We start from the raw sequence: 23,921 nt of genomic DNA, 5'->3' as shown, positions 1-23,921 counted from the left end.
ATCGCGTGCTCGATCTCGGCGACGCGGGCGTCGAAGTCCACGTCCTTGCCCTCGACCTCTCCGAGGATCTCCTTGGCCCGCTCGTACTTGCCGACGGAGACCAGGAACCGCGGGGACTCCGGGATGGCGAAGGAGAGCAGGCCGTAGACGATCGCCGGGACGACCATGATGCCGAGCATGACCTGCCAGGCCTCCAGGCCCATCAGCTCACCGCGCTGGTCGCCGCCTGCGGCGTTCAGCAGACCCCAGTTGACCAGCTGCGAGACCGCGATGCCGAAGACGATGGCGGCCTGCTGGAAGGAGGCGAGCCGGCCGCGGTAGGCGGGCGGGGAGACCTCGGCGATGTAGGCGGGGCCGATCACGGAGGCCATGCCGATGGCGAAGCCGCCGATGACGCGCCACATGGCGAGGTCCCACAGCGCGAAGGGCAGCGCGGAGCCGACGGCACTGACGGTGAAGAGGACCGCCGCGATCTGCATGCAGCGGATACGGCCGATCCGGTCCGCGATCCGGCCGGCGGTGGCGGCGCCGATGGCACAGCCGATCAACGCGATCGCGATGACCTGCGCCAGCACCGCGGAGCCGACGTCGTAGCGGTCGCGGATGGCCTCGACGGCGCCGTTGATCACGGAACTGTCGTAGCCGAAGAGGAAACCGCCCATCGCGGCCGCCGCCGTGATGAAGACGACGCGCCCGAGATGCTCGGGATGAGCCGTCCTGGCTCCTGAACTGGCTGCCTGCGGTGTGCGGGACACGTGTACTCCTCGGGCTTCCGGCAACGCCGCCGGGGTGGATCGCCTTCGGGCACCCTGAAAGGAACCTGAAGGTAAAAGCAACGTTGCAGAGACTATGCCTTCAAGTATCGAAGTCAATAGGACCAGTGCTGTGAGTTTTTAGATGTCCTGGTGACGGATGTGTTCAAGAGTTGAAGCAATTGAGGTCAGGACTGGCGCAGCCGCTGACTGATGACCTTCGACACACCGTCACCCTGCATGGACACGCCATACAGCGCGTCGGCCACCTCCATCGTCCGCTTCTGGTGCGTGATGACGATCAGCTGCGAGGCCTCCTGCAGCTCCTGCATGATCCGGATCAGACGCTGGAGATTGGTGTCGTCGAGCGCCGCCTCGACCTCGTCCATGACGTAGAACGGGCTGGGCCGTGCCTTGAAGATCGACACCAGCATCGCCACCGCGGTCAGCGAACGCTCCCCGCCGGAGAGCAGCGAGAGCCGCTTGACCTTCTTCCCCGGCGGCCGCGCCTCGACGTCCACGCCCGTGGTCAGCATGTTGTCGGGGTCGGTCAGGATCAACCGGCCGTCACCGCCCGGGAAGAGCCTGCTGAAGACGCCCTCGAACTCCCGGGCCGTGTCCCGGAACGCCTCGGTGAAGACCTGCTCGACGCGTTCGTCGACCTCCTTGACGACCTGGAGCAGGTCGGCGCGGGTCTTCTTCAGGTCCTCCAGCTGCTCACTGAGGAACTGGTGCCGCTCCTCCAGCGCCGCGAACTCCTCCAGCGCCAGCGGGTTGACCTTGCCCAACTGCTGGTAGGCGCGTTCGGCGGCCTTCAGGCGCTTCTCCTGCTCGGCACGGACGAAGGGGCGCGGGCGGTTGCGCGGATGCTCGGGATCCTCCGGCAGCTCCTCGCCCTCGGCGGGGGGCGAGGGCGGCACCTGCTGATGGGGGCCGTACTCGGCCGCCAGCCCCGCCGGTTCCACACCGAGTTCCTCCAGCGCCTTGGTCTCCAGCTGCTCGATGCGCAGCCGCTTCTCGGCGCCGAGTACCTCCCCGCGGTGAACCGAATCCGTCAACTTGTCCAGCTCCGCCTTGAGGTCGCGCCCCGCGGTGCGCTCGGCGGTCAGTTCCTGCTCGCGCCGGGCCTTGGCCGCCTCGGCGACGGTGCGCTCCTCGTCGGCGCGGGTCAGCGAGACCTCGACGTGGGCGAGCAGTTGCCGGGCGCCGGCGGCGACCGCCTCGGCGACGGCCGCCTCGTGCCGCAGCCGGGCGCGGCGCTGTTCGGCACGCGCGCGTGCCTCGCGTTCGGCGCGGGCGGCCCGGTCCAGGGAGTCGGCCCGTCCGGCGAGGCCCTTGACCCGTTCCTCGTGGGTACGGACCTGGAGGCGGGCCTCCATCTCGGTCTGGCGGGCGTTGGCGCCGTCGGCGGCGAGCCGGTCGCGCGCGGAGGTGTCGGGCTCCTCCTCGACCGGCATCTCCTCGGCCACAGCCAACCGCTCGGCCAGCTCCTCGACGTCCAGCAGCGCCTTGTCCAGCGCCTCCTGCGCCCGCGCCGCCGCCGCCGCGGACCGCTCCGCCTCACCGGCGGCGCCCCGCGCCTGGCCCGCGAGCCGGCCCAGCTGCTGTGCGACGGACGACTTCTCCCGGTCGGCGGCGCGGCGCCGCTCCCCCAGCTCCTCGACGAGCGCGGCACACTCCCGGCGCCGTGCCACCGCGCCGTCCTGCGCACCGGCCAGCTCCTCGCACCGCACGGCCAGCTCCTCCAGCTCGGCGGCGGCCCGGTCCACGGACGCCTGCACCTCCAGAAGGCTGGGCGCCCCGGCGGACCCGCCCTGCGCGAAGTGCGCGCCGAGCAGGTCGCCGTCGGCGGTCACGGCGGTCAGCCCGGGGCGGGCGTAGACGAGGTCCTCGGCGTCCTCCAGGGTGGCGACGACGACGATCCCGCGCAGCAGCCGCCGCACCGCGGGCATCAGGTCCGACGGGCCCCGGACGAGGTCGGCGGCGTACGGTGCCCCGTCGGCACGCGGTACGTCCGGTACGTCGTCGGGGCCGCCGGCGAGCAGCAGCGCGGCACGGCCGGCGTCCTGCTTGCGCAGCAGGCGGATGGCGTCGGCGGCGGCCGCCGGGGAGGTGACCGCGAGGGCGTCGGCGGCGACGCCGAAGGCGGCGGCCAGGGCCACCTCGTGACCCGGCGTCACGGTGAGCAGCTCGGCGGCCGGGCCCAGCAGGCCGGTGAGCCGGTCCTTGGCGGCGAGCACCGCACCGGTGCCGTCCTTGCGGCGCAGTCCGAGGGCCAGGGCCTCGTGGCGGGCCCGCGTGGCGGCGCGCTCGCGTTCCGCCACGGTGGCCGCCTCACGGGCGGCGCCGAGCGCGGCCTCAGCCTCGGCCAGCCCGCGCTTGGCGGCATCGTGCCGCTCGGCGAGTTCCTGGTCGTCGGCGTCGAGGCCGTCGACCTCGGCCTGGAGCGTCTCGTACTCCTCCTGGGCGGCGGCGGCGCGTTCCCGGGACTCGTCCCTGGCCTCGGCCAGCCGCTCGATCTCGGCCTGCGCCGAGGCTGCGCGCGAACGTGCGGCGCCGACCTGGCCGCTGAGCCGGGCCAGCCCCTCACGGCGGTCGGCGATCGCCCGTGCGGCGTCCTTGAGGCGGCGCTCCTCCTGGGCCAGCTCGCGTTCGAGGTCCGCGCGGTGGGCGACGGTGTCCTCCAGAGCGTGCTCGGCCGCCTCCAGGGCCGCCTCGAGTTCCGCCTCCTGCTCGCGGACGCGGGCGGCCTCGCGCTCCAGCTCCTCGGGGTCGCGGCCGCGGCGCTCCTCGGGAGGCGCGGAGGTGGCGCTCTTCACCCGCGCCTCGGCCAGCGAGACGGTGCCGCGCACCCGCTCGGCGAGCTGGGACAGCTCGTACCAGGTCTGCTGGGCGCGCTGGAGGCGCGGGGTCAGCCGGCGGACCTCGTCCTCCAGGTCGGCCTCGCGGCGCAGTGCCTTGCCCAGTTCCCGCTCGGCGGCCTCCTTGCGCTCCTTGAGCGCGGCCTCGTCGGCGATCTCGGCCTGGAGCGCCTCGCGCAGCCGTACCAGGTCGTCGGCGAGCAGCCTGAGGCGCGCGTCCCGCAGGTCGGCCTGGATGACGGCGGCCCGCCGCGCCACCGCGGCCTGCCGGCCCAGCGGCTTGAGCTGGCGCCGCAGCTCGTCGGTGAGGTCCTGCACGCGCGCGAGGTTGGCCTGCATCGCGTCCAGTTTCCTGAGCGCCTTCTCCTTGCGCTTGCGGTGCTTGAGGACGCCCGCGGCCTCCTCGATGAAGGCGCGGCGGCCCATCGGGTCGGCGTGCAGGACGGAGTCGAGCTGGCCCTGACCGACGATGACGTGCATCTCCCGGCCGATGCCGGAGTCGGACAGGAGTTCCTGGATGTCCAGGAGGCGGCAGGTGTCGCCGTTGATCTGGTACTCGCTGCCGCCGTTGCGGAACATGATCCGCGTGATGGTGACCTCGGCGTACTCGATGGGCAGCGCCCCGTCGGAGTTGTCGATGGTCAGCGACACCTCCGCCCGGCCGAGCGGCGGGCGCCCGGTGGTGCCGGCGAAGATGACGTCCTCCATCTTGCCGCCGCGCAGCGACTTGGCGCCCTGTTCGCCCATGACCCAGCTGAGCGCGTCCACGACGTTGGACTTGCCCGAGCCGTTCGGTCCGACGACGCAGGTGATGCCGGGCTCGAACCGGAGCGTGGTCGCCGAGGCGAACGATTTGAACCCGCGCAGGGTCAGGGCCTTCAGGTGCACGCCGCCGGACTCTACCTTTCGGGGATGTCTCACTCCATGAACCGGTGAACCACCGCGGTTTCGCCGGTGAACGTGCAGGGCACATCAGACGTTGAAGAGGGTGAAAGGATGCGCGGGGCAGGGAAGTCCGGTCGGACGCGGCGCTGAGACGGGGGCAGGAAAGAAAGAAGGGACGCCGAAGCGTCCCTTGCAGACTCTGACACCTAGCGGTTGTACGGGCGGGCCCGACCACTGCGTGCCGTGCGTGGAGCGATGCAGTGATCAGGTGAGCGCAGGCTCCGCCTGGTGTGCGTCAACGCTCTCCATGCTCTCCATGATCCTGTCGTGAGAAGCGGCAGCCGCCAGCACGTCGTTCTCCGCCTGGATTCGTCCGAGCTCGGATTCCAGGTCCTGGACGCGCTGCTGGAGCCGTCGCATCTCGGCGAGGAGTCGAGGGTCGGAGCCGCCGACGTAACCGAGAAGCGCCTTTGCCATGATGGATGGTCCTCCACAATGAGTGACCGACCGAAGCGGTGTGGGTCGTGAGGGATTCGCACCCGCGGTGCTTGGCACTTTGGAGTTTTTACTGCCGTTCAACCATGCCAAACAGCTAAGGTGCGCGGGGCTTTCAGCGTCTCACCAAAAAGTTTGACGGTCAACACGATCACGCCCCGTATCGGCGGGTGTCCGGGGGCATGCGACCGGGAAGCGGCGACGCTGCGACTCCTGCGGGCCCTCGGGGCGTGGCGATCTTTCTGGTTGCGGAGCCTCCCACGACGGGCCGTCCCTTGGCAACCACCTGCCCGTTTTCGCTCCGGCCACCCCTGCGGGGAGGGCCGGACCGGGTACCGGGGAGGTCTCGGACGGCACGGCGTCAGCGGATGGCGAAGCCGTCGTAGCCGCCGCGAGGTGTGTCCCAGATCTCGGTGACGCCGTCCACGCGTCCGGGCGTGTCGTCGCCGTGCAGCCAGTCGAGGAGCCCTTCGCAGCGCTCCCGCGGCCCCTCGGCGACGACCTGGACGCGGCCGTCGGCCAGATTGAGAGCAAAACCACTCATGCCGCCGAGTTCCAGCGCCCTGGCCCGCGTGAACCAGCGGAAACCGACGCCCTGGACCTGTCCGCGCACCCACGCGACCAGCCGTACATCCTCGCTCATGACTGCAACCTAACCAGTCAATGTCCCGCCGGACACTTCACCCCCTCGCGCCATGCGGTACCGTCCCGGTCCAATGAATCTCATCTGAAACTCACCCGAAGGTGTGAGTTCGGTGTTGATCGTGAGGACGCGTCGCCCGGGACGACGGGGACGAGGAAGGCCAGGACATGGGACGCCACCGACGCTCCGCCGCCGGCCGCGCCGCCACGGGCCGCGCCACGGGGGACCATCAGCCGGACGGTACGGCGGGACGCGACGCGCGGAAGCCGGACGCGGGCGACCACCCGACCATGGGGATCGCGCCCTACCTGAACCCCGAGGCGTACGCCGAGGTCCGCGCCAGGAGCGACGCCTACCTGTACGCGGACGACCCCGACGGCGAGGGCCCGCAGGCCGGTCGCACGGTCGCCTTCCCCAGTGACGGATACGCCCCCGAGGGCGGCCCGCAGCCCGCGGGAGGCCACCGCAGGCGCCGGAAGAAGGCCGCCACCCCGGTCCGCACCGGACTGCTCGGTGTCTCCGCCGCGGTCGCCATCGGCACCGTGGCGGTGGCCACAGGCGCGGTGCCCGGCCTCGACAACTACCGGATCGGCGGCGGCAGCGGCGGGGGCGACCGGGTGCAGGCCCAGGACACCCCGACGAACAGCCCGAGCGAGCAGGGCGGCACCTCCGGCAGCGCCGACACGGGCCGCGGCGGCGACGGCTCCACGAGCCGCGGCACCGACCGGTCCTCGTCGCCGTCGTCGCCCTCCGGGTCCGCGTCGTCCAAGGACACCCCCTCCCCCGCACCGTCCTCGACCTCCCCCTCGGCCTCGAAGCCGGCGGCCCCGGCCGAGACCCCGTCGAAGACGAAGAAGCCGAAGACGACCCCGAGCGCCGAGCCGAAGCCCACACCCTCGCGCCCGGCCACCGAGGAGCCCGCACGCCCCAGCGCGCCGGCCGCCGTGTCGGAGGAGTCCGCCGCCGAGGCCCAGGTGCTCAAGCTGGTCAACGACGAGCGGGCCAAGGTCGGCTGCAGCCCGGTGGCCGCGAACAGCGCCCTGCGTGAACTGGCCGAGGGCTTCAGCAAGGCCATGGCCACGGAGGGCTTCTTCGACCACACCGACCCGGGCGGCGCGACCCCGTGGGACCGGGCGGCGGCGGCCGGCATCAGCAACCTCGGCGGCGAGAACATAGCCCGCGGCCAGGCCGACGCCCAGGCCGTGATGGACGCCTGGATGGACAGCCCCGGCCACCGCGCCAACATACTGAACTGCGACTTCCAGACCCTCGGCGTCGGAGTCCACTTCGGCTCCGGCGGCCCGTGGTGGACACAGAACTTCGGCTACTGACCCGCCACGCCCCCACTGTTCCCCACGCAGCGCACTCTGCGGGACAGCGCTGTGCTCACGTACGCTTGGTGCATGTCGACCACGCAGGAGCGCGCGGCTGAGCAGGAGCCGGCGTACGACGTGTTCGCCCGGGGCTGTCCCTCGCGCGGCACGCTGGAGCACGTCACCGGGCGCTGGGGTGCGCTGACGCTCGGCGCGCTGTACGAGGGTTCCTTCCGGTTCAACGAGCTGCGCCGCCGGGTCGACGGTGTGAGCGAGAAGATGCTGGCGCAGACCCTGCACGCGCTGGAGCGCGACGGTCTGGTGCACCGCGAGGCGCAGCACACCAACCCGCCCCGCGTGGACTACGAACTCACGGCCTCGGGCCGCGAGGTGGCACAGCGGCTGATCGCGCTCATCCAGTGCCTGGAGGGGCGGATGGACGAGGTGCTGGCGTCCCGCGAGCGCTACGACACGCAGCGGATGCCTACGGCGTGACCCTGGGCGGGCGCTGGCACTTCGGGCAGAAGTAGCTGGAGCGGTTCATCCAGGGCCGGCGGCGCATGGGTGTGGCGCAGCGGCGGCAGGGCAGGCCCTCGCGGCCGTACGCGTCGAGCGAGCGGTCGAAGTAGCCGGACTCGCCGTTGACGTTGACGTACAGGCTGTCGAAGCTGGTGCCGCCCACGGCGAGGGCCGCGTTCATCACGTCCCGGACGTGACCGAGGAGTTCCGCGGTGCGGGGGCGGGTGAAGGTGGCCGTGGGGCGTTCGTAGTGCAGCCGGGAGCGCCACAGCGCCTCGTCGGCGTAGATGTTGCCGACGCCGCTGATCAGGGACTGGTCGAGCAGGGCCCGTTTGATCGTGGTGCGCTTGCGGCGCAGGGCGAGGTGGAAGGCCTCGTCGTCGAAGAGGGGGTCCAGCGGGTCGCGGGCGATGTGTGCGATCACGTCGGGCAGGCCGTCGGGGGACGTGTCGTGCAGCGACAGGCCGCCGAAGGTGCGCTGGTCGACGAAGCGGAGTTCGGTGGAGAGGTCGTCGGCGAAGCGGACGCGGATGCGCAGGTGCTTCTCGGCCGGTGCCTCGTGCGGCTGGACCAGCAGCTGGCCGCTCATGCCGAGGTGGGCCAGGACCGCCTGGCCGGTGTCCGCCAGCGGCAGCCACAGGTACTTGCCGCGCCGGGCGGCGGTGCCGAAGCGATGCCCCTTCAGCCGGTGGGCGAAGTCGTCGGGGCCGGCGATGTGCCGGCGTACGGCGCGCGGGTGCAGTACCTCGGCGTCGGCGACGGTGCGGTGGGCGACCCAGCGCTCCAGGCCGCGCCTGACGACCTCCACCTCGGGCAACTCGGGCATGGCATCCCCTCGGGCGGGCCGGCGGACCGGGCCGGTGGTCGGACGACGAGCCGAACGCCCGCCCCGGAGGTGGGGCGGGCGTTCGGGCCGTGCGGTGGATGGTCAGGCGGAGGCGGACGCCTCGTCGGGGTCCACGTCGACGGCGTTCGCCGCCGCCTTGGCACGCTCGTCCGCCGCGGCCCGGATGGACCGCCACGCGGATTCCGCGGCCTGCTGCTCCGCCTCCTTCTTGCTGCGGCCGGTGCCGGTGCCGTACGAGACGCCTCCGACGCGGGCGGCAGCAGTGAAGGTCTTCTCGTGGTCCGGGCCGGTCTCCGTGACCAGGTACTCGGGGACGCCGAGTCCTTCGGTCGCGGTGAGTTCCTGGAGGCTGGTCTTCCAGTCCAGGCCGGCACCGAGGTTGGAGGACTTCTCGATCAGCGGGTCGAACAGGCGGTGCACCAGTTCGGAGGCCGCGTCGAGGCCCTGGTCGAGATAGACCGCGCCGATCACCGCTTCGAGGGTGTCGGCGAGGATGGACGCCTTGTCCCGGCCGCCCGTGCCCTCTTCACCGCGGCCGAGCCGGATGAAGGAGCCCAGTTCGAGCCCGCGGCCCACCTCCGCCAGCGCACGCGAGTTGACCACCGCGGCCCGCAGCTTGGCCAGCTGGCCTTCGGGCAGGTCGGGGTGGGTGCGGTACAGCGTGTCCGTGACGACGAGGCCGAGGACGGAGTCACCGAGGAACTCCAGTCGCTCGTTCGTCGGCAGACCGCCGTTCTCGTACGCGTAGGAACGGTGGGTCAGTGCACGCACCAGAAGGGCGGACTCGAGCTGGTAGCCGAGCCGCCCTTCCAGAAGCGTGTGGGACGAGGCCTGGGTGTCCGCCTTCTTCTTGGCGGGTGGGTCCGCCTTGGCGTCTTCCGCCTTCTTGGGGACTGACACAGTGCCTCTCACCAGCCGCTCAGACCTCGAGGACCTGGCGCTTGTTGTAAGTGCCGCAAGACGGGCACGCGATGTGCTGCTGCTTGGGCTCGTGGCAGCGCTCGCACGCAACCAGGGTGGGGACCGCAGCCTTCCACTGCGACCGGCGGTGGCGCGTGTTGCTGCGCGACATCTTCCGCTTCGGAACAGCCACGGCTACTTCTCCTGCTTCTCGGCGGCGTCCGCGGAATCTGGCCCGTCGCCGCTCATCTCGTCCTTCTCGCCGTCTCCGAGTGAACCGGCGAGTCCCTGCAAAGCCGCCCAACGAATGTCGACGGCGTCGTGGTGGTGGTCCGGGTCGTCCGCCAGGCGTGCTCCACACTCGGAACACAGACCCGGGCAGTCCTCCCGGCACACCGGCTGCATCGGCAGTGCGAGCACCACCGCGTCGCGCAGCACGGGTTCGAGGCCGATCAGGCCGTCCTCGACGAAGAACCTGTCCTCGTCGTCCTCGGCGTCGTCGCCCGGTTCCGCCGCAGGGCGGCCCCGGTCGTCGGCGTCAGGGTACGAGAACAACTCCTGGAAGTCCGCTGTGAGCTGCTGCTCAAGCGGCTCCAGACACCTTACGCACTCCCCCTCGGCCGTGGCACGGGCGGTGCCTGTGACGAGCACCCCTTCCATGACCGACTCGAGTCGGAGATCGAGTTCCACCGGCGCGCCTTCCGGCACTCCGATGACTCCCTGGACACCGAAGTCCTTGGGAGCGTCGACCGTGCGGGTCAGGCGCTGGAGCGCACCGGGCCGCCGTCCCAGCTCGTGTGTGTCGAACACGAGAGGGTCGCGGTGGTCGAGGCGCGCGTTCAGAACCATTCCTGCTTTCGGTCTTCGTAGCTCGGGGATGCCGCCCTCCGGTGTTTCCAGGGCAGCGGCGATCGCGGACGTACGCGCGACCGAAGAGCCAGGATACTGGACCATTCGCTCACGGCCCAATCCGGACCTGCGGGGCCCGTGTGACGGCCCTAGACTCCGCGGCCCTGCTCGTAGGCCCGCAACTGTTCGGCGCTGATCATGCTGGTGTCGAAGAGGCTGGTCTCGTCGAGCGCCTGCGGCTGGACCTGCGGGGGCTGCTGGGGCTGCTGCGGTTGCTGGGGCTGGGCGTAGCCGTGCTGGGGGTCGTAGGCCTGCTGCTGGGCGTCGTAGCCCTGATAGGCGTACGGGTCGCCGGGCTGCTGCTGGTAGCCGTACGAGTCCTGACCGGCGCCGTATGCCTGCTGGTAGGCGGCGTACGGATCGGGCTGCTGCTGCGCGTAGCCGTAGGCCGGCTCCTGCGCGGGCATGTCCGGCACGGCCTGGGCCGGGACCTGGGCGGCGGCCGGCTGCGGCTCGCCGTACTCGGGCTGCCGGGGCTGCTCGGCGGGGGCGTCCGAGAGGGCCGCGAGGCCGGCCAGGTAGTCGGCGTCGCTGGAGTGCTGGACGGTGGTGGAGTCGTCGGCGAGGGCGCCGAGGTCGTCGCTGGCGATCCGGCCGTGCAGCTTCTGGCGGCCCCGGCCGACCGCGTCCAGGGTCTTGGCCAGCACCGCCTCGAAGGCGCCGAGCTTGGTGTCGACGTAGGCGTCGGCGTCGCGGCGCAGGGTCTCCGGGTCGTGGCTGCGCTCGGGGGCGTCCTCGTCCTCGTAGCCGTTCTCGTCGAGGCCGGGGCCGGTGCCGAGCAGCTTCTCGCGGCCGCGGCCCACCGAGCCGAGGGTCTTGGTGAGGACGACCTCGAAGTTGGCGAGCTTGGAGTCGACGTAGTCGTCGGCCTCGGCGCGGACCTCCTCGGCCTCCTGGCGGGCCTCGGTCAGGATCCGGTCGGCCTCGGCCTGGGAGCGGCGGGCGACCTCGGTGTCGGCGATCAGAGAGCCCCGCTCGGCGTGCGCGGTCTCGATGATCCGGTCGGCCTCCTGGCGGGCCTGCGCGACCATCTGCTCCCGGCCGCCGAGCAGCTCCTGGGCCTGGGCGAGCGAGCCGGGCAGCTCGGCGCGCAGCTCCTCCAGCGTGGCGAGCAGTTCCGCGCGGTTGACCACGCACGAGGCCGACATGGGCATGGCGCGGGCCCCGGAGACCATCGCGGTGATCTCGTCGAGCTTCTTCTGGACGTCCACCGTGTGCTCGCCACTCTCTACAGCTGTGTTGGAGACGGACGGGACGACTGTACGACCCTGGGGTGTCCCGGGGACACCGGGTGACGGATTGTCAGTCTCCGGCGGCGGTACGGCGGGAGGTTCAGTGCTTCTTCAGGCGCTCGGAGAGGACGTCGAGGACCAGCGGCGGCACCAGGTGGGACACGTCGCCGCCCCAGGTCGCGACCTCCTTGACCAGGGAGGACGACAGGAAGCTGTAGGTGGGGTTGGTGGGGATGAAGAGGGTCTCCACGCCCGAGAGGCCGTTGTTCATCTGGGCCATCTGCAGTTCGTAGTCGAAGTCGCTGACCGCGCGCAGGCCCTTGACGATGGCCGGGATCTCGCGCTGCTTGCAGAAGTCGACGAGGAGGCCGTGGAAGGACTCCACGCGCACGTTGCCGTACTCGGCGGTGACCTGGCGGATGAGGTCGATCCGCTCCTCGATCTCGAACAGGCCCTTCTTCGCCTGGTTGATCATCACGGCGACGTAGACCTCGTCGTAGAGCCTGGAGGCCCGGCCGATGATGTCGAGGTGTCCGTTGGTGATCGGGTCGAACGACCCGGGACAGACGGCACGGCGCACTTGAATTCCCTCGCTCTCCGGTCCGGTCATCGTGCGTCTTCGCACGTAGAGGCGGCGCGACCGTACCAAAACGTTCCCTCGCCGTAGCGGCGGGCACGGATCGCCTCGAAGCCGTCCGGCCAGCCGAATTCCCCGCCTCTGGTGCTGCGCTCCACGGTGACGAGCGCTTCCCCGGCGAGCCAGCCCTCCGAACGGAGTGTGAGCAGGATCTCCCGAAGATCGTCGTCGGAGACGGCGTACGGCGGGTCCAGGAAGACGATGTCGTACGGCTCCCCGGGGGCGGGGGTGCGGATGGTCTGCTCCGCCTTGCCCGCCCGGACCTCGGCGCCGGGCAGGCCGAGTGCCTTGACGTTCTCCCGGACGGTGCGGGCGGCGCGGGCGTCGGCCTCGACGAGCAGGACGTGTCCCGCGCCCCGGGACAGCGCCTCCAGGCCGACGGCGCCGGAACCGGCGTACAGGTCGAGGACGCGCTCGCCGTCCAGCGGGCCGCCGAGCAGGGACTGCCACGTGGAGAAGAGTCCCTCGCGCGCGCGGTCGGAGGTGGGGCGGGTGCCGGTCCCCTGCGGGACGGCCAGGCGGCGTCCGCCGGCCTTGCCGGCAATCACTCGGGTCATCTGGGGTCCTTGGTTGTGAGCGACTTTGTGTCCAGTGTGGCTGGTCGCGCCCACGCGGCGGAGCCGCACCTCTGCGCAGCCCCGCGACCCTGGGTGGGTGGTGCTCAGCCCTTTTCCAGGTACTGCTCCCGCTGCTCGTCCAAGAGTGCCTCCAGCGCCGTCTGCAGTCCGGGCAGGCCGGTCAGCTCCGGGTCGGTGGCCACCAGGGCCGCGGCCTCCTGCCGCGCCTGAGCGATGATCTCCTCGTCCTCGATGACGGCGAGGACCCGCAGGGAGGTACGGGCACCGGACTGGGCCTGGCCGAGGACGTCTCCCTCGCGGCGCTGTTCGAGGTCGATGCGGGAGAGCTCGAAGCCGTCGAGGGTGCCTGCGACCGCGTTCAGCCGCTGGCGGGCCGCGCTCGCCTCGGGCATCTCGGTGACCAGCAGGCACAGACCGGCGGCGGAGCCGCGACCGACCCGGCCGCGCAGCTGGTGCAGCTGGGAGACGCCGAAGCGGTCCGCGTCCATGATCACCATCGCGGTGGCGTTGGGGACGTTGACGCCGACCTCGATGACGGTCGTGGCGACCAGGACGTCGGTCTCCCCGGCGGCGAAGCGTCGCATGACCGCGTCCTTGTCGTCGGGCTGCATACGGCCGTGCAGGATCTCGACCTTGAGGCCCTGCAGGGCGCCCTTCGCCAGTTGCTCGGCGATGTCGAGGACGGCGAGCGGGGGCCGCTTCTCGGCGTCGTCCTCCGGCGACTTCCGCGGGGCGCCCTTCTTGCCGGGGTCGTCCTCCTCGTCGCCGATGCGCGGGCAGACGACGTACGCCTGGTGGCCGTTGGACACCTCCTCCCGGACCCTTTCCCAGGCCCGGGAGAGGAAGTGGGGCTTGTCGGCGGCCGGCACGACGTGGCTGGCGATCGGGGACCGGCCGGCCGGGAGCTGGTCCAGGACCGAGGTCTCCAGGTCGCCGAAGACGGTCATGGCGACCGTGCGCGGGATCGGGGTGGCGGTCATGACGAGCAGGTGCGGGGGCTGCTTTCCCTTGCCGCGCAGGGCGTCGCGCTGCTCGACGCCGAAGCGGTGCTGTTCGTCGACGACGACCAGGCCGAGGTCGTGGAACCGCACCTTGTCCTCGATCAGCGCGTGCGTGCCGATGACGATGCCGGCCTCGCCGGTGGCCAGGTCGAGCAGGGCGTGCCGCCGGGCGGCGGCGCCCATGGACCCGGTGAGCAGCACCACCTTGGTGGCATGCTCGGCACCGCCCAGCATGCCTCCCTCGGCCAGCTCACCCATCATCTCGACGACCGACCGGTGGTGCTGCTGGGCGAGCACCTCGGTGGGCGCGAGCATCACGGCCTGCCCGCCCGCGTCGACGACGGCGAGCATGGCGCGCAGGGCGACCATGGTGTTGTGGGTGACCGTGAAATGGTCGGTCACGTACGCGTGACTCGGGTGGGCCACGCTGATGCACTGGACGGGCTTGCGCCCCACGTACTCGACTGCGCGGATCCCCCGCCGGAAGGTGTTGTACTTCGGCCGGGTACGCACGCGTTCCGCCTTGCGGGTCAGCCTGAACGGGACGTACTCCTCGGGCAACGCCACCGACACGTTGAAGGCGTCCTTCTTCGGCAGTACTCGCGCGCGACCGCCCAGAGAACGCACGAGCCAGGCGACATCGTCCGCCAGTCGCCGGGAAGCGGAGCAGAGCGACATGCTCATGCCGTCCGCGTGGATGGTGCCGTCCGTGTCCAGGAGCCCTTGCAGCAGAGCGAGGCGGTTCTTGACCGACGTGTTCTTGAACATGTCGGGAACGAACTTCCCGTGCGACGTCTCGCCCCACAGACCCAAGTCCCGCAGGGCCTGGATCACAGGATTCCGGACGCCTCCCGCACGCTGGGCGAGCTGGATCGTGTAGTCGCAGCGGGATCCCTTCACCGGCGTCAGCAGGCATCCGGGCGCCACGGAAAGCGCAACGGCGTCTCGGATTTCGTCGTCGATGGTGGACAGGCGCAGGTTGTGCCGGAAGGAGCCGTCTCCCAGGAGGAGGCCGAAGAGGTACGGGTCCAGGGGCAGCGAATGGTCGCCGCCGAGGTCCACCGGGGTCGCGGCAGGGAGGTACCACTTCGAGGATCCGTCGGCCTTGTAGGTGTCCAGACGAATCTCCCGGGTCGTCATGACCTTGGGTGCCTGACCGCGGTGCCAGCCGCAACTCGTGCCGACGATCCACAGGTGCTCGTCGTCACACTCAACGGAGCTTCCGTCCGACAGCACGAGGCGCCAGACATCGCGCTCTCCCTGGGGGAAGACGCCGTCGATCGAAGCGATCTCCCCGTCCGGTACCACCACCTCGTCACCGGTCCGCAGGTCCCCCATCCGGCGAAATCCCGACGGTGTCAGGACCAGGGAGTCCAGAGGCTGAGCCTTCCCCGACCCCACCTCCCCCTGGAGCAGCCGGTGCATCGGGTGGTCGGTGGCGAGGTCGTCGAAGATTTCGCGGGAGACCTTCTGCTGGCCGTCGGTGAGGGTGAAGGGGAGGCGGTCGTCGAAGGCGGTGAGCAGGCCGTCCAGGGCGGGTTTGCGGGGGACGGCGGGGAGTTGGGTCTCGGCGTGCCGGCGGCGGGCCAGGGCGACCTGGAGGACGAAGGCCTCGTCCCACTTCAGACGGGCGCGGGCGTCCTCGATGTCGGCCTTGGTGTGCGGGCGGTGGATCTTGAGCAGGGCCTCGGGCAGGGAGACCAGGCCCCGGCCCTCGCGCAGGGAGGCGGGGAGCGGATCGACGGCCTCCTGGGCGCTCGGCAGCACCGTCTGGATCGCCTTGCCGATCTTCCAGGACTCCAGTTTGGCGGTGGCCGGGTAGAGGGGGATGAGGGCGCCGGCCCAGGACTCGACGCTCTCGCTCGCCTCGTCCTCGTCGGAGGCGCGCAGCAACTCGTAGGCCGGATGTGCCAGTTGCAGGCGGCGGTTGAAGACGGAGACCTTGCCCGCGAACATCGCGCGGGTGCCCGGCAGGAGTTCCTTGTGGGGCTTGTGGACGCCGTTGCCGAAGAAGACCAGTTGGAGGCGGCCGCTGCCGTCCGTGATGGTCACCTCGAGGCGCTGTCCCTTGCCGCGCGGGGCCTTGGACGAGGCGAAGGAGTGCAGCCGGGCGTCGGCGACCTGGGCCACCACCGTGACGTGCTCGTCCATGGGCAGGTCGGCGAGGTGGGTGAGCTGGCCGCGCTCCTCGTATCTGCGGGGGTAGTGGTGGAGGAGGTCGCCGACGGTGTGCAGGCCGAGGTGCTCGGCCATCACCTTCGCGGTGGCGGGGCCGAGGACCTTCTTCAGGGGTTCTCGCAGTGCGGGCACGAGATCCATTGCACACCACGCCACTGACAACGGTCGCGGGGAGCGCCGTACTACTCCACGCCGACCAGCAGCAGCGCCCCCTGCCGGCCGCCCCGGTGGACCACGGTGTCGACCGCGAGGTACGCCTCGCGGACCCGGGCCTCCAGGTGCTCGGTGACGGTCCCGGGCGCCTCGTCGCCGAGGACGAGGGTGACCAGCTCGCCGCCGGCCGAGAGCATCCGGTCCAGGACGGTCGCCGCGACCTCCGTGACGTCCGCGCCGATGACCGCCACGTCGCCGTCGATGAGGCCGAGCACGTCACCGGCCTGGCAGATGCCCGCCGTGGTCCAGGACCGGTGTTCGGCGACGGTGACCTCGGCGTAGCGGGTGGCGCCGGCCGCGGAGGTCATCGCCACCACGTCCTCGTCGAAGCGCCGCTCGGGCTCGTGCACGGCGAGCGCGGCGATGCCCTGGACCGCGGAGCGGGTGGGGATGAGGGCGACCCTGACGCCTTCGGCACGGGCCTGCTCGGCCGCCGCGGCGGCGGTGTGGCGCAGCTCGGCGTCGTTGGGCAGCAGGACGACCTCGTGCGCGTGCGCCCGCCGTACGGCCTGGACCAGCTCCCCGCTGGCGGGTGGCTCCCCGGGGCGGGCGAGCAGGGTGGTCGCGCCGGCCTCGGCGTACAGCCCGGCCAGCCCCTCCCCCGGTACGACGGCCACCACGGCGCGGCGGCTCCGCTCCCGAGGCGGGCGGCCGGTCCCGGCGGTGTGCGCGTCGCCGTGTCCGAAGTGGGTGATGCGGATCCGGTGGGGCCGCCCGGCCTCGACGCCCGCCTCGACGGCGGCGCCGGCGTCGTCGACGTGCACGTGGACGTTCCACAGTCCGTCGCCGCCGACCACGACGAGCGAGTCCCCGAGCGCGTCGAGCCGCTGCCGCAGCCGCGTGACGGCCGCGTCCCCGGCCTCCAGGAGATAGATCACCTCGAAGGCGGGGTCGGCGCCGCGGTCGGCCTCCGCAGCCGCGCCACGGTCGGCCACCGTAGCCACGCCGCGGTCGGCCACCCTAGCCACGCCGCGGTCGCCCTCCGTAGCCGCGCACCCGCCCGCGAGGACCTCGTCGCCCGGCGCCGGGGACGGAGCCGACGCGACGCCCTCGTGCGGCTCCACGCGCGCGTGGACGACGGTGGCCGCTCCCGGGCCGGGCGCCTGCCCGGTGAACGTCTCCACCAAGGCCCCGAGGACCGTCACGAGCCCGTGCCCGCCGGCGTCGACCACTCCGGCGCGCTCCAGTACCGGCAGCTGGGCCGGGGTTGCGGCGAGCGCCGCGCGGGCGCCCTCGTAGGCCGTGCGGGCCACCTCCGCGCAGTCGCCCTCCGCGTCGGCGGCCGCGTCGGCGGCGGCGGAGGCGACGGTCAGGACGGTGCCCTCGACCGGGTGGGCCACGGCCTGGCGGGCGGACTCGGCCGCGTTCCGCAGGGCCAGCCGCAGACCGGGGCCCTCGGTGTGCGCGAACTCACTCCGCGCGGTGAGCACCTGGGCCATGCCCCGCAGCAGCTGCGCGAGGATCGTCCCGGAGTTGCCCCGCGCGCCGATCAGCGCCCCGTGCGCCATCGCGCCGACGGCCTCCGCCAGCGAGGGGCCCTCTACGGTCCCCGGCGCCCCGTCGTCCAGCTCGTGCGCCGCGAACACGGCCTCCACGGCGGCGACGGCCGATTCGACGGTCAGGTAGAGGTTCGTGCCGGTGTCCCCGTCCGCGACGGGATAGACGTTGATCGCGTCGATCTCCTCGCGCGCCCGCCCCAGCGCGCGCAGCGACAGACCGCACCAGGTACGCACCGCCAGAGCGTCGAAGAACCTCTGCGGCACCTGCGCCACCTGTGCCTCCCTGAGCTGCCGGACGTGGCTGGCAGCGTAGACCTTGGGCGGGTGCCCGGCGGAAGAGGGCCGGGGCGGCCCCCTGAGCTGCCGTGGTAGTTTCGTTGTACGGGAGCAGCCGTTGTATGCTGCTCCGGTTGCCCGATCCCGATCGGGCCATCCCCCTGGCACCGCCACTCAGATCCCGGACCGTCGAGTCCGAGAACTTGATCCCGGCATGCCGGGATCAACCGTAAGTGCATCTGAAGTCTTTGGAGTGACCCGTGGCTGCCAACTGCGACGTCTGCGGCAAGGGGCCGGGCTTCGGCAACAACATCTCGCACTCCCACCGCCGTACGCCCCGTCGCTGGAACCCCAACATCCAGCGCGTGCGTACCGTGGAGGGCGGGACGCCGAAGCGCGTGAACGCTTGCACCTCGTGCATCAAGGCCGGCAAGGTCTCGCGCTGACGCGTCAGCTGAGCGCGCGGCCACTGCCTGGTCCGCTGTAGGGAGCCGGTCCACCTCGGGTGGACCGGCTTTTTGCCGTGCCGACAAATCGCACGGGACACTACCGGACCGCTCAGACGGTTCCCCGCCCGAGCGCCCACCCGTGATCCACCGGCCCGATCCCGTCGCCGAGCGCGAACCCGGCCCCGATCGCCCCGGTGACGTACTCCTTCGCCTCGGTCACCGCCTGGGGCACCGACCGTCCCTTCGCCAGGCCGCACGCGACGGCCGACGCGAGGGTGCAGCCCGTGCCGTGCGTGTGCCGGTTGTCGAGGCGCGGGGCGCGCAGCCAGTGCTCCTCGGAGCCGTCGGTGAGCAGGTCCACGGCCTCGCCGCGCAGATGGCCGCCCTTGATCAGTGCCCAGCGCGGCCCGTACTCCAGCAGGGCGGCGGCCGCCCGGCGCAGGTCGCTCTCCGACTCGACGCGTACGCCGGTCAGTTGCGCGACCTCGTCGAGGTTCGGGGTGGCGACGGTGGCCACCGGGAGCAGCTTGGTGCGGACGGAGTCCAGCGCCGAGGCGGCGAGCAGGGAGTCCCCGTGCTTGGAGACGCCGACCGGGTCGACGACGGCGGGGGCGTCCGTGCCGCCGAGCAGTTCGGCGACCGTCTCGACCAGTTCCGCCGAGGAGAGCATCCCGGTCTTGACCGCCTGGACGCCGATGTCGTCGACGACGCTGCGGTACTGGGCCCGTACCGCAGCGTCGGGCAGCTCCCAGGCGCCCTGCACGCCGAGGGAGTTCTGCGCGGTGACCGCGGTGAGCACGCTCATGCCGTGCGTGCCGAGGGCGAGCATGGTCTTCAGGTCGGCCTGGATGCCGGCGCCGCCGCCGGAGTCGGAGCCGGCCACGGTGAGCACCAGGGGCCGCCTCACGCCTCGACCTCCCCGCCGAAGTGGTCCCAGCCGCCCTTGCTGGTCCAGGGGGCCCCGTCGACGGTCACCTGCGGCAGCGCGGAGGGGTTGAGGACCTCTCCGATGACCTTCCAGCGGGCGGGCAGCTTCACGTCCGGCGGGAAGGTGGCCACGATCGCATGGTCCTCTCCCCCGGTGAGCACCCACTGCATGGGGTCGACACCGACGGCCTGTCCGATGTCGTTCATCTGGGACGGGATGTCGATCTGGCCGGAGCGGACGTCGATCCTGACCTTGCTGGCCTCGGCGATGTGGCCCAGGTCGGCGATGAGCCCGTCACTCACGTCGCACATGGCGGTGGCGCCGAGCCCGGCCGCCGCCGGACCCGCGTGGTACGGGGGCTCGGGGCGCCGGTGGGCCTCGACGAAGGCGCGCGGCGAGCGGAAGCCGCGGGACAGCACGGCGAACCCGGCGGCGGACCAGCCCAGCCAGCCGGTCACCGCGACGAGGTCGCCGGGCTGGGCGCCGCCCCGGGTGACGGGCTCCTGGTTGCGCAGGTCGCCCAGCGCCGTGATGGAGACGGTGATGGTGTCGCCGCGCACGACGTCGCCGCCGACCACGGAGGCGCCGGCCACCTGGCACTCGTCGCGCAGTCCGTCCATCAGCTCGGTCGGCCAGGTCACCGGCAGTTCGGCGGGGACGACCAGGCCGAGCAGCAGCGCGGTCGGCACGGCGCCCATGGCGGCGATGTCCGCCAGGTTCTGCGCCGCCGCCTTGCGGCCCACGTCGTACGCGGTGGACCAGTCCCGGCGGAAGTGCCGCCCCTCCACGAGAATGTCGGTGCTGGCCACCACCCGGCGGTCGGGCGCGGCCACCACCGCGGCGTCGTCGCCGGGGCCCACACGGACCGCCGGGGTGGTGGTGAGACGGGAGGTGAGCTCCCTGATGAGCCCGAACTCCCCCAGCTCACCAACAGTGCCCTTCATCGCCTTGGCTCCCCTTCTGTCCCTGTCCGTGCCCGGTCGCGCGTCATCTCTGTCCTCGTTACGGTCGAAATGACCGTCACCACGGTCGGCGTGATCGTCAACTCGTGTCGTTCCGGCACCCCGGCGCGCGGGGCCCGCGGCCCACGGGTCTCCCCGTGGAGAGCGGCTACGCGATACCGTGGCGTTCCTTTTCCCCACATGATCCTCGTGGCCGCTCTGGAGGTTCCGTGGTACAGGCGTACATCCTGATCCAGACGGAGGTCGGCAAGGCGTCGACCGTCGCCGAGACGATCAGCAAGATCCCCGGGGTGATCACGGCCGAGGACGTGACAGGACCCTACGACGTCATCGTGCGCGCCCAGTCCGACACCGTCGACGAACTCGGTCGCATGGTGGTCGCCAAGGTCCAGCAGGTGGACGGCATCACACGCACACTGACCTGCCCCGTGGTTCATCTCTGACCCCCCTTCCGCCCGCTCGCTCTCGTACTGTTGATCGCCGCCGCCGGCTGCTCCTCAGCAGACGACAGCGGGTCGGCGGCGGTTCCCGGCCCGGGCCCCGGTCACGAAGCTGTGGCGGAACCCGGACAACACACTGCCGCCGGCGGGCCGGGGAAACCCGCTGATCATACTGCGAGAAGGCGACCCCCGAGGGGGTCGCCTTCTGGCCGTGCGCGGGGCGGGAGACGTCAGCGCAGCCCCGTCGGGCGCCGCAGCGCCGCCTGGACCAGCCGGTCCACCAGCTCCGGGTAGGCGACCCCGCTCGCCTGCCACATCTGCGGGTACATGGAGATCGGCGTGAAGCCGGGCATGGTGTTGATCTCGTTGATCACGAACTCGCCGTCCTCGGTGAGGAAGAAGTCCGCGCGCACCAGCCCCTCGCAGGAGGCCGCGTCGAACGCCGCGACGGCGAGGCGCTGGACCTCGGCGGTCTCCGCGGGCGTCAGCGGGGCGGGCACGATGCCGGGCGTGGAGTCGATGTACTTGGCCTCGAAGTCGTAGTACGCGTGCTCCGAGGGCGGCGGGATCTCGGCGGGCAGGGAGGCCCGGGGGCCGTCCTCGAACTCCAGCACCCCGCACTCGATCTCCCGGCCGCGCAGGGTCGCCTCGACCAGGATCTTCGGGTCGTGGCGCCGGGCCTCCTCAATCGCCTCGTCGAGTCCGGCGGGGTCGTCGACCTTGGTGATGCCGATCGAGGAACCCGCGCGCGCGGGCTTCACGAACAGCGGCCAGCCGTGCTCGCCGGCGAAGTCGACGATCTTCTGGCGGGCGCCGGAACGGTCCTGCTCCCACTCGCGGGGCCGGATCACCACGTACGGGCCGACCTTCAGCCCGTAGGAGGCGAAGACCGCCTTCATGTACTCCTTGTCCTGGCCGACGGCCGAGGCGAGCACGCCCGCGCCGACGTAGGGCACACCGGACAGCTCCAGGAGTCCCTGGAGGGTGCCGTCCTCGCCGTACGGGCCGTGCAGCACGGGGAAGACGACGTCGACCTCGCCCAGCGCCTTGGGCACCGCGCCGGGTTCGCTGTAGACGACTTCGCGGTTGGCGGGGTCGACGGGCAGCACCACGGCGCCCTCGGCCGACTCGGCCAGTTCCTCGACGTCGGGCGTACGGCGCTCGGTGATCGCCATGCGTTCCGGTTCGTCGGCGGTGAGGGCCCAGCGGCCGTCCCTGGTGATGCCGATCGGCAGGACGTCGTACTTGGTCCGGTCGATGGCCGCGAGGACGGCGCCGGCGGTGACCACGGAGATCCCGTGTTCGGAGCTGCGCCCGCCGAACACGACGGCCACACGCGGCTTGCGAGGCGGCTGCTCGGGGCTCTGGGGGAGGTTCTCGGTGCTCATATCGCGTTGAGAGTACCCGCCCGTAGGGCCACGAGACAGCGTCGGCGGGGCCGCGTGGCGCGGGTGGCGCCCGGGGTGCCGTCCGGTGTCGCTCAGCGTCGTTCGGGCTTCGCGCTGCGCGACATCAGCTCCTTGACCGCGACGACCGGGGGCTTGCCCTCGTGCACGATGGCGACCACGGTCTCGGTGATGGGCATGTCGACGCCGTGCCTGCGCGCCAGATCCAGCACCGACTCGCAGGACTTGACGCCCTCGGCGGTCTGCTTGGTGACCGCGATGGTCTCCTGGAGGGTCATCCCCTTGCCCAGGTTGGTGCCGAAGGTGTGGTTGCGGGACAGCGGGGACGAGCAGGTCGCCACCAGGTCGCCGAGCCCGGCCAGTCCGGAGAAGGTCAGCGGGTCGGCGCCGAGGGCCACCCCAAGGCGGGTGGTCTCGGCGAGGCCGCGGGTGATCAGGGAGCCCTTGGCGTTGTCGCCCAGGCCCATGCCGTCCGCGATGCCCACGGCCAGCCCGATCACGTTCTTCACGGCGCCGCCCAGTTCGCATCCGACGACGTCGGTGTTGGTGTACGGGCGGAAGTACGGCGTGTGGCAGGCGGTCTGGAGGCGCTGGGCGACGGATTCGTCGGGGCAGGCGACCACGGCGGCGGCCGGCATCCGGGCCGCGATCTCGCGGGCCAGGTTCGGCCCGGTGACCACGGCGATGCGCTCGGCGCCGACCTTGGCGACGTCCTCGATGACCTCGCTCATCCGCATCGCGGAGCCGAGTTCGACACCCTTCATCAGCGACACCAGGACCGTGCCGGGAGCCAGCAGCGGCGTCCAGTCGGCGAGGTTGGCGCGCAGCGTCTGGGAGGGGACGGCGAGGACCGTGAAGTCGGCGTCGCGCGCGGCCTCGGCGGCGTCGGTGGTGGCCCGCAGCCCGGCGGGGAGTTCCACGCCGGGCAGGTAGTCCGGGTTGGTCCGGGTGGAGTTGACGGCGTCGGCGAGGTCGGCGCGGCGCCCCCACAGGGTGACGTCGCACCCCGCGTCGGCGAGGACCGTACCGAAGGCGGTGCCCCAGGATCCGGTGCCGAAGACGGCCGCCTTGACCGGCTTGCTCACGTGCTCTGCCCTTCTGCCTGCGTTCCCCGCGTCCGTGCCGGCGCCGTCTGCGACTGCGACGGTGTCTGCGACTGCGTACGGCGCCGCTGTTCGATCCGCTCGCGGCGCGGGTCGTAGGGGGTTCGGGGGGCCTTCTCGCCCCGGATCTCCTCCAGGTGGCCGGTGACGGCGGCCATGATGACCTCGGTGGCCTCCTTCAGCAGCTCCGCGGTCATCTCCCGGTCGTAGAACGGCGAGAGATCGACCGGCGGCCCCGCCAGCACGCGGTGGGTCTTGCGCGGGAGGAGGTTCGGCTTCTTGGCGTAGGGCGGCAGCAGTTCGTTGCAGCCCCACTGGGCGACCGGGATCACCGGGCACTTGGTCTGCAGGGCGACGCGCGCGGCACCGGTCTTGGCGGTCATCGGCCAGCCGTCCGGGTCGCGGGTGAGGGTGCCCTCGGGGTAGAAGGCGACGCACTCGCCGCGCTCCACGGCCTCGATCGCGGCCCGGAAGGCGCTGAGGGCGTCCGTGCTCTCGCGGTAGACGGGGATCTGTCCGGTGCCCCGCATCGCGGCGCCGACGAAGCCCTTCTTGAAAAGGCCGCTCTTCGCCAGGAATCGGGGGACGCGCCCGGTGTTGTACTGGTAGTGCGCGTACGCGAAGGGGTCCACGTGCGAATTGTGGTTCACGGCGGTGATAAATCCGCCGTCGGCCGGAATGTTCTCCATTCCCCGCCAGTCCCGCTTGATCAGAACCATGAGCGGCGGTTTGCAGATCACCGCGGCCAGGCGGTACCAGAAGCCGATTCTGCGGCGGGGCACGCTGACACCTTTCCTCCAGGGCCTGGGGCCGGACAAGTGTCGCCCCGGGCCTCCCGTCTGTCGAGAACACCGTACGCCCCGACGAGTGAACCGCCAGGTCTCCCAGGTGACAA

At 71.7% G+C, this 23,921-nt stretch carries 22 protein-coding genes; 4 read left to right on the top strand and 18 right to left on the bottom strand.

The genetic code is table 11. The features are described from left to right. The 4 genes from ACGF3J_RS08750 to ACGF3J_RS08735 all read right to left on the bottom strand — a co-directional run. The coding region (locus tag ACGF3J_RS08750) for an MFS transporter (RefSeq protein ID WP_393853694.1) at window positions 1–755 on the bottom strand (755 nt) is incomplete at its 3' end. A 185-nt stretch (window positions 756–940) separates the two neighbouring features. Then, on the bottom strand, window positions 941–4,501 hold the full coding sequence (gene smc / locus ACGF3J_RS08745) for a chromosome segregation protein SMC (RefSeq protein ID WP_393853693.1): 3,561 nt from the start codon (window positions 4,499–4,501) through the stop codon (window positions 941–943). 261 nt (window positions 4,502–4,762) lie between these two features. After that, window positions 4,763–4,975, bottom strand: a complete 213-nt coding sequence (locus ACGF3J_RS08740) for a hypothetical protein (RefSeq protein ID WP_064730026.1) — start codon at window positions 4,973–4,975, stop codon at window positions 4,763–4,765. A 379-nt stretch (window positions 4,976–5,354) separates the two neighbouring features. Then, entirely contained in the window at window positions 5,355–5,636 is a 282-nt protein-coding gene (locus tag ACGF3J_RS08735) for an acylphosphatase (RefSeq protein ID WP_125491686.1), read from the bottom strand. Window positions 5,637–5,803: 167 nt separating this feature from the next. On the opposite strand from ACGF3J_RS08735, the gene ACGF3J_RS08730 reads away from it, so the two are divergent. Together ACGF3J_RS08730 and ACGF3J_RS08725 are read left to right on the top strand one after the other, a co-directional pair. Beyond that, window positions 5,804–6,967 carry a CAP domain-containing protein gene (locus tag ACGF3J_RS08730; RefSeq protein ID WP_393853692.1) on the top strand — a complete coding sequence of 388 codons (1,164 nt, stop codon included), beginning with the start codon at window positions 5,804–5,806 and terminating at the stop codon, window positions 6,965–6,967. A 72-nt stretch (window positions 6,968–7,039) separates the two neighbouring features. Further along, window positions 7,040–7,444: a helix-turn-helix domain-containing protein gene (locus tag ACGF3J_RS08725; protein ID WP_161328475.1), complete on the top strand. Its 405-nt coding sequence runs from the start codon at window positions 7,040–7,042 to the stop codon at window positions 7,442–7,444. Here ACGF3J_RS08725 and mutM read toward each other — a convergent pair. From mutM to ACGF3J_RS08680, 9 genes are all read right to left on the bottom strand, one after another. After that, on the bottom strand, window positions 7,434–8,294 hold the full coding sequence (mutM, locus tag ACGF3J_RS08720) for a bifunctional DNA-formamidopyrimidine glycosylase/DNA-(apurinic or apyrimidinic site) lyase (protein ID WP_122617669.1): 861 nt from the start codon (window positions 8,292–8,294) through the stop codon (window positions 7,434–7,436). The two genes, ACGF3J_RS08725 and mutM, sit on opposite strands and share 11 nt — an antisense overlap. A gap of 102 nt (window positions 8,295–8,396) precedes the next feature. After that, window positions 8,397–9,227 (bottom strand): ribonuclease III, encoded by an 831-nt coding sequence (gene rnc / locus ACGF3J_RS08715; RefSeq protein WP_161328476.1) that lies wholly within the window; start codon window positions 9,225–9,227, stop codon window positions 8,397–8,399. Between the two features lie 7 nt (window positions 9,228–9,234). Then, window positions 9,235–9,408, bottom strand: coding sequence for a 50S ribosomal protein L32 (gene rpmF, locus ACGF3J_RS08710; RefSeq protein ID WP_003951102.1), 174 nt, complete (start codon window positions 9,406–9,408; stop codon window positions 9,235–9,237). Window positions 9,409–9,410: 2 nt separating this feature from the next. After that, window positions 9,411–10,064 (bottom strand): DUF177 domain-containing protein, encoded by a 654-nt coding sequence (locus ACGF3J_RS08705; RefSeq protein ID WP_122617668.1) that lies wholly within the window; start codon window positions 10,062–10,064, stop codon window positions 9,411–9,413. 149 nt (window positions 10,065–10,213) lie between these two features. Beyond that, a complete protein-coding gene (locus ACGF3J_RS08700; protein WP_393853691.1) occupies window positions 10,214–11,335 on the bottom strand; it encodes an ATP synthase F0 subunit B in 1,122 nt (373 codons plus the stop codon). Between the two features lie 121 nt (window positions 11,336–11,456). Further along, window positions 11,457–11,936, bottom strand: coding sequence for a pantetheine-phosphate adenylyltransferase (gene coaD, locus ACGF3J_RS08695; RefSeq protein ID WP_161328480.1), 480 nt, complete (start codon window positions 11,934–11,936; stop codon window positions 11,457–11,459). A 26-nt stretch (window positions 11,937–11,962) separates the two neighbouring features. Then, window positions 11,963–12,550, bottom strand: a complete 588-nt coding sequence (gene rsmD / locus ACGF3J_RS08690; protein WP_386931999.1) for a 16S rRNA (guanine(966)-N(2))-methyltransferase RsmD — start codon at window positions 12,548–12,550, stop codon at window positions 11,963–11,965. Window positions 12,551–12,654: 104 nt separating this feature from the next. Beyond that, window positions 12,655–15,891, bottom strand: a complete 3,237-nt coding sequence (locus tag ACGF3J_RS08685; protein ID WP_393853690.1) for a helicase-related protein — start codon at window positions 15,889–15,891, stop codon at window positions 12,655–12,657. Window positions 15,892–15,932: 41 nt separating this feature from the next. Continuing rightward, complete coding sequence (locus tag ACGF3J_RS08680; RefSeq protein WP_393853689.1) at window positions 15,933–17,735, bottom strand: DAK2 domain-containing protein; 1,803 nt, start codon at window positions 17,733–17,735, stop codon at window positions 15,933–15,935. A gap of 263 nt (window positions 17,736–17,998) precedes the next feature. On the opposite strand from ACGF3J_RS08680, the gene rpmB reads away from it, so the two are divergent. Beyond that, entirely contained in the window at window positions 17,999–18,184 is a 186-nt protein-coding gene (rpmB, locus tag ACGF3J_RS08675; protein ID WP_079163674.1) for a 50S ribosomal protein L28, read from the top strand. Window positions 18,185–18,296: 112 nt separating this feature from the next. Here the strand turns inward: rpmB and thiD are convergent, their stop codons facing one another. Together thiD and ACGF3J_RS08665 are read right to left on the bottom strand one after the other, a co-directional pair. Further along, window positions 18,297–19,094, bottom strand: coding sequence for a bifunctional hydroxymethylpyrimidine kinase/phosphomethylpyrimidine kinase (thiD, locus tag ACGF3J_RS08670; RefSeq protein ID WP_393853688.1), 798 nt, complete (start codon window positions 19,092–19,094; stop codon window positions 18,297–18,299). After that, window positions 19,091–20,059, bottom strand: a complete 969-nt coding sequence (locus ACGF3J_RS08665; RefSeq protein WP_064730013.1) for a thiamine-phosphate kinase — start codon at window positions 20,057–20,059, stop codon at window positions 19,091–19,093. Before ACGF3J_RS08665 ends, thiD begins: the two co-directional genes overlap by 4 nt. A 227-nt stretch (window positions 20,060–20,286) precedes the next feature. On the opposite strand from ACGF3J_RS08665, the gene ACGF3J_RS08660 reads away from it, so the two are divergent. Next, window positions 20,287–20,520, top strand: coding sequence for an Lrp/AsnC ligand binding domain-containing protein (locus ACGF3J_RS08660; protein ID WP_122617661.1), 234 nt, complete (start codon window positions 20,287–20,289; stop codon window positions 20,518–20,520). A 227-nt stretch (window positions 20,521–20,747) separates the two neighbouring features. Here ACGF3J_RS08660 and ACGF3J_RS08655 read toward each other — a convergent pair whose 3' ends face one another. From ACGF3J_RS08655 to ACGF3J_RS08645, 3 genes are all read right to left on the bottom strand, one after another. Further along, complete coding sequence (locus ACGF3J_RS08655) at window positions 20,748–21,905, bottom strand: D-alanine--D-alanine ligase family protein (RefSeq protein ID WP_161326294.1); 1,158 nt, start codon at window positions 21,903–21,905, stop codon at window positions 20,748–20,750. A gap of 92 nt (window positions 21,906–21,997) precedes the next feature. Beyond that, window positions 21,998–23,008, bottom strand: coding sequence for an NAD(P)H-dependent glycerol-3-phosphate dehydrogenase (locus ACGF3J_RS08650; protein WP_161326293.1), 1,011 nt, complete (start codon window positions 23,006–23,008; stop codon window positions 21,998–22,000). Then, on the bottom strand, window positions 23,005–23,808 hold the full coding sequence (locus ACGF3J_RS08645; protein ID WP_161326292.1) for a lysophospholipid acyltransferase family protein: 804 nt from the start codon (window positions 23,806–23,808) through the stop codon (window positions 23,005–23,007). The genes ACGF3J_RS08650 and ACGF3J_RS08645 overlap by 4 nt, the downstream gene beginning before the upstream one ends. Between the last annotated feature and the right edge of the window lie 113 nt (window positions 23,809–23,921).

The organism is Streptomyces sp. NPDC048171, assembly GCF_043202655.1.
GTDB lineage: Bacteria > Actinomycetota > Actinomycetes > Streptomycetales > Streptomycetaceae > Streptomyces.
This window is presented reverse-complemented; position numbering and strand designations above follow the sequence as displayed.

Coding starts and splice junctions, on each gene's coding strand:
- ACGF3J_RS08740 (WP_064730026.1), bottom strand. CDS start 4,975: ATGGCAAAGGCGCTTCTCGGTTACGTCGGCGGCTCCGACCCTCGACTC.
- ACGF3J_RS08725 (WP_161328475.1), top strand. CDS start 7,040: ATGTCGACCACGCAGGAGCGCGCGGCTGAGCAGGAGCCGGCGTACGAC.
- ACGF3J_RS08730 (WP_393853692.1), top strand. CDS start 5,804: ATGGGACGCCACCGACGCTCCGCCGCCGGCCGCGCCGCCACGGGCCGC.
- ACGF3J_RS08735 (WP_125491686.1), bottom strand. CDS start 5,636: ATGAGCGAGGATGTACGGCTGGTCGCGTGGGTGCGCGGACAGGTCCAG.
- mutM (WP_122617669.1), bottom strand. CDS start 8,294: ATGCCCGAGTTGCCCGAGGTGGAGGTCGTCAGGCGCGGCCTGGAGCGC.
- ACGF3J_RS08705 (WP_122617668.1), bottom strand. CDS start 10,064: ATGGTTCTGAACGCGCGCCTCGACCACCGCGACCCTCTCGTGTTCGAC.
- ACGF3J_RS08685 (WP_393853690.1), bottom strand. CDS start 15,891: ATGGATCTCGTGCCCGCACTGCGAGAACCCCTGAAGAAGGTCCTCGGC.
- rsmD (WP_386931999.1), bottom strand. CDS start 12,550: ATGACCCGAGTGATTGCCGGCAAGGCCGGCGGACGCCGCCTGGCCGTC.
- ACGF3J_RS08665 (WP_064730013.1), bottom strand. CDS start 20,059: ATGAAGGGCACTGTTGGTGAGCTGGGGGAGTTCGGGCTCATCAGGGAG.
- ACGF3J_RS08655 (WP_161326294.1), bottom strand. CDS start 21,905: ATGAGCACCGAGAACCTCCCCCAGAGCCCCGAGCAGCCGCCTCGCAAG.